This window comes from bacterium, assembly GCA_040755795.1.
In the GTDB taxonomy this organism is placed as follows: domain Bacteria; phylum UBA9089; class CG2-30-40-21; order CG2-30-40-21; family SBAY01; genus JBFLXS01.
In genome coordinates, this window is the sequence record JBFLXS010000279.1 from 1 (window position 1) to 5,343 (window position 5,343).

At 35.1% G+C, this 5,343-nt stretch carries 4 protein-coding genes; all 4 read left to right on the forward strand.

All coding sequences use genetic code 11. The features are described from left to right. The first annotated feature begins 191 nt into the window (after positions 1-191). Positions 192-515 carry a thioredoxin gene (trxA, locus tag AB1414_14710; GenBank protein MEW6608673.1) on the forward strand — a complete coding sequence of 108 codons (324 nt, stop codon included), beginning with the start codon at positions 192-194 and terminating at the stop codon, positions 513-515. Positions 516-1,118: 603 nt separating this feature from the next. Beyond that, positions 1,119-3,617 carry a tetratricopeptide repeat protein gene (locus tag AB1414_14715; GenBank protein MEW6608674.1) on the forward strand — a complete coding sequence of 833 codons (2,499 nt, stop codon included), beginning with the start codon at positions 1,119-1,121 and terminating at the stop codon, positions 3,615-3,617. Between the two features lie 72 nt (positions 3,618-3,689). After that, entirely contained in the window at positions 3,690-4,148 is a 459-nt protein-coding gene (locus AB1414_14720; GenBank protein ID MEW6608675.1) for a chemotaxis protein CheW, read from the forward strand. A gap of 276 nt (positions 4,149-4,424) precedes the next feature. Then, entirely contained in the window at positions 4,425-4,832 is a 408-nt protein-coding gene (locus AB1414_14725) for a chemotaxis protein CheW (GenBank protein MEW6608676.1), read from the forward strand. Positions 4,833-5,343 lie beyond the last annotated feature (511 nt).

A 5,343-nucleotide genomic window follows, 5' to 3' on the forward strand; every position in this document is an offset into this window, starting at 1 on the left:
CCTGTTACTATCAACTCAGGTTATCGGTTATCAGGTTATCGGTAAAGAGCAAGCAGTAGCCTGCTATCTCAAATTACCGATTACTGATTACCTGATTACCGATTACTTTAAATAATCACAATTTATAGCCCACTGGAGTATAATTACCATTCACCAGTTACCAATTACCAGAAATAAGGAGGTAAAAAACAATGGGAAAAGGTTTAGTAACAGCAGCGGATGCTAATTTTGATGAATTGCTTAAGTCCAGAGAACTATTAATCGTAGATTTTTGGGCAGAGTGGTGTGGTCCATGTCAAAGACTTACACCCATAATTGAAAAGGTAGCTAACGAATATGCAGGGAGAATAATAGTCGCTAAATTGAATGTCGATGAAAACACAAACATTGCTACAAAATATATGATTATGAGTATTCCGACATTAATATTTTTTAAAGATGGCAAGGAAATTAACAAAATAGTAGGATCAATTTCAGAAAATGAGTTAAAGAAGAAAATAGATAGTTTTCTTTAGTAAGCATTCAGCTATCAGTAGGGGAAAATAAAGGGATTCGGGATTGGGATTTGGGGTTCGGGAATGAAAGAATTCCATAACCACTAAATCCGAACCCCAAATCCCGATTTTGAGGGGAAACGGTCATGTCCACGGGCGTGGACACAAAGGACGATGAAAATTAATGGGACACAGATGAACACAGATAACACAGATAAATTAAAGAATTAGATTTTTACCTTTGTGTCTTTGAGTGAGATATTTTTAAAAGAAATCTGTGTTCATCCGTTTAATCTGTGTTCATGTAAGCGTTCAGGTGGTGTAACAAAAGGAGATATGGAGATTATGGAGATAAGGGGATATATTTAGGAGTTTTTGGTGAAAGGGTTAGGGTTAGGAGGCTGGTTTGGTTTAGGGGTTATGAAGTTAGTCTTTTTGCAAAACCATCTTCACTTAACTTCCATACCAACTTCATAACCATAACCTTTTGCTCAATTATCCAGGAAATTTATAATCTCCATATCTCTCTTATCTCCTTATCCCCTTTCTTACACTTTGATGTATCGCCTGAACGGTTACGTGTTCATCTGTGTTCTATTTATGCGGCTATTTTCAGGGGAAAAGATGAACAAGAGAAAAATAGACGATATTTGCAATAAAATAATCAAATGGAGTTTTTTGGGACTCCTCGCTTTGGTTCCTCTTTATTTTGATACGCATTGTCGAGGTGTATTTGATGTTCCAAAGATGACTTTATTACGCCTATTTTCTTTAGTGATAATTGGCGCCTGGCTTTTAAGGATAATTCTTACCAGAGAATTTAACTTTGTGCGAAGTCCATTAGATATACCCGTATTAGCCTTTCTTTTAAGCAGTATTGCCTCAACTATATGCTCTGTTGACCCATTTACAAGTTTAGTCGGTGCCTACAAAAGACATGAAGGGTTGACAACAACAATTAGTTATGTTCTGCTATTTTTCACCGCTACTAATTTATTACATAATAATCACAAATTACTTCATCTAACTGCTTATGTCGGTATAGGGATAGGATTTATTGTCTCTTTTTACACATTCATTCAACGGGCAGGACTTGACCCTATTTCGTGGGCCGCAGATGTTACAGAAAGAGCCGTATCTACTTTCGGTAATCCTATATTTCTGGGGGCATATTTAGGAATGCTTATCCCGGTGGCATCAGGATGTTTCTTCTTGAAAGAAGAGGTTAAAAAGGTCATTACTAAGAAAAAAGATAAGAAGAAAAAAACAGTTAGAGAGCAAAAAATAGGGATTGAAACAATAAAAATCTGGATATGTGGGATAACCTTGATAACAATGTATGCATCCTTATTCATAGCTAAAAGTCGTGGTCCTCTGGTTGGTTTAGGAGCCGGAATGATTATTTTTGCTATTTTGTGGGCTAAAAAGGCACTTGTTTATACTCGAAAAAGGATAATTGTTTTTGGTCTATCATTTTTTATCCTGACAACTTATCTTTGCCTTCAACCAAATTCGTTAGCCGAGCGAATAGTTAATGTTTTTAAATCAGCTCAGCAAGAAAAAGGTGAACAGCTCGAAAGAATACTTATTGACAAAGAGGCATCTCCAGAAAAAGCTAATCAGATAAAAGAAGGATGGCTAACCAATAAACTTGTCGGAGCACTTGGCTCGCGATATTTTATCTGGCGAAATTCAGCAATAATTATGGCACGCTATCCTCAAGATGGCCCAATTCGTGGCCCACTCACCTTTCCTTATTGTGGATTGGTATTTGGGGTAGGAGTAGATACGATGAAATGGGTGTATCCGGCTTTTGAACTGCCGGGGATGGAAAAATTAGAAGGGGCAAATGTTGATTACGATAGGGCTCATAATGAAGTATTCGATACCGGCGTGACAAAAGGTTTAGTTGGATTAGCCATTTATTTCTGGTTAATAGCTGCCTTTAGTTATCTGGCAATTAAAGGATATAGACAAAGTCCCTCACCAGCAGATAAAGTCTTAATTGCTGGTTTTTTCTCTGCCTTTGTCTCCTATATTATTCAAAATCAATTTGCCTTTGCCGTGATTTCTTTTACACCCTTTTTCTGGACATTAATGGGGATGACGATGGTCATTTGTGGCTATACCAATCTTAGTCAGGAAAAAATAGAACAGGAAACATCTAAAAAAACTTCTGCCTCTATTCAATTTACACCTGCTCAAATCGCTCTATCTACTTTAGTTGTGTTTATGGTATGTTTATTAGCCTACCTTTCTCTTTTTCCATATCGAGCAGATTGTTATTTTAATAAAGGGGAGAAGGCAATTCATGACCAGGATTTAGATACCGCTTTAAAGATGTACGAAAAAGCCACCCAATTCAATTTCAGAGAAAGACATTACTATGGCGAGTTGACCTACACCTATTATAAAAAAGCCGCCTCTATTCCGATGAATCAAATAGAATTAAAAAAGGAATGGATTTATAAGACACATAATCGGATAAAAGATGCCTTTAAGGTCAATCCCAAAGATGGTTATTTTTATAATATTTTAGGTGCTACCTATGCTTTAGAATACGATGTCGGGTCTAAAACAGCCAAACAAAAGGCGATTGATGCCTATCTGACCGCATTAAAATATAATATTGTCTTTGCTGAACCGCTTAATAATTTAGGTGCATTATATTCTAAAGATAACGAGTATGATAAGGCGATTGAGGTATATAAAACAGTGGCGAAGATGAGACCAAATGAGGGACAATGTCAAGTAACAATTGGCGATATTTACTTCCGTAAAAAAGACAATGAAAATGCAATTAAGTGGTTAAAATCTGCCCTAGCCATTGACCCAACATTAATTAATGCCCATCATAGATTAGGTGAGGTCTATTTTAACTATGGAAAATTTGAGGAATCGGCAAAGGCATTTGAAGAAATAGTCAAAATAGACCCTAAAAATATTGATGTCCATCGGGATTTAGGCGCGGCCTATTTTAGAGATGCTGAAACAAAAAGAGTAAAAGGACCAATTAATGAAGCAATTGCCTCATATCAGAAGGCAAAAAGTGAATTTGAACTCTATTTAAGATACCACCCGGAAGATACTGGAATTAGACAAATAGTTGAGTCGATGAGATAGAAAGTTTTCGACCGAATATAAAAATTGTTTTTTATTGACAATCTAACAAGAATAAAGTATAATAATAAAACAATGGTTAAAGTAGATAAAAAAACAGATAAATCTGAAGAAGAAATAAACACTATCCAAATAGTGAGTTTTTTAATAGATAATGCTCTGTATGGAATGGATATTAGTAATGTTCGAGAAATTATAAAGGTTGGTAAAATTACTTATGTGCCGGGCAGCGCTGAATACATCACAGGCGTTATGAATCTCCGCGGAATGGTCATTGCTGTTGTTGATATGGGTAATTTACTTGGTTTCTCTAAAATTGTCTTTTCTGACCAGACACGAATTATAATTACAGAAATACAAAATCAAACTCTGGTTGGATTCCTGGTGGATGAAATTATTAATATTGTCAATGTGTCACCAGATAAAATTGAACCTCCACCAGCTACTCTCGAAAAAAACAGGACTAAATATATCAAAGGTGAAGTTCAAATGGACGGTGAATTAATGGCAATATTAGATCTGGCAGAGATATAAATCGTAACCGTTCAGGTGGTAATTCACCGCACAGACGCAGAGGAACAGAGAAGACATGGAAATAAATCAGATAACAGAAAAGATTATTGAGGTAATTTTTGTAATACATAGGACATCAAAACCAAATTTGTTAATCAATCATGATATGTCGGTCCTCAAAAGCTTGCACTGATGAAAATCCGTGATGGAATTCTGCGTCTGGTAAATAGTTTTTAATTTTTTCTCTGCGTCTCTGTGTCTCTGCGGTGAACGGTTACTATAAATCCAGGTGATTTTATGGAAATCGAATTAGCCCTTTTTAGATTACAAAATCAACAATTTGGCATTGAGGTTAAATCCATAAATAGAATTCTTACCTCATCTTTAAATAAGAAAACCCAAAAGATTCATTTTGAAGATGTTGAAATTCCAACAATAGATTTAACCCGTGAGTTTAATCTAAATAATCACAAAAAAAGGCAAAAAAAAGAAATTATCCTTGTTGAATTCGATGGGATTAAAAAAGGATTATTAGTTGATGAAGTCTTAAGGATTTTAAAAGTAAATTTAGATAAGGTTAAGGTCATCCCTTCCTTGATAAAAACTACTGCCCCAAAAGACCATTTCTGGGCAGTAGCACAAGTTGAAGAGGAACTCATTTTATTATTAGACATCCGTAAATTATACACCAATGGTAAGTGGTGATAGAGAAAGATGCAGGATGCAGAATGTTTTAATATGAATCCTGTATCAGGTATTTGTTATAGGGCTTCACGAAATTAAAACTAAGTATACGTAATTGGTTAACTGGTAACTAATTACCATTCACCAGTTACCAATTACCAAATAGGGCTTCACGAAATTAAAACTAAGTATACGTAATCGGTTAATTGGTAACTAATTACCATTCACCAGTTACCAATTACCAAATAGGGCTTCACGAAATTATAAAGTAAGTAATCGGTTAACTGGTAACTAATTACCATTCACCAGTTACCAATTACCAAATAGGGCTTCACGAAATTATAAAGTAAGTAATCGGTTAATTGGTAACTAATTACCATTTACCAGTTACCAATTACCAAACTAAGGAGGTAAAAAAATGTTAAAAACATCAGTTAGAAAAAAGGTAATCTATGCTGTAGGAATCTTTATGGTAATTGGGGTAATTATCAATGCGGTTTATACCTTATTATCCATTAAGTTCACCCCAGAG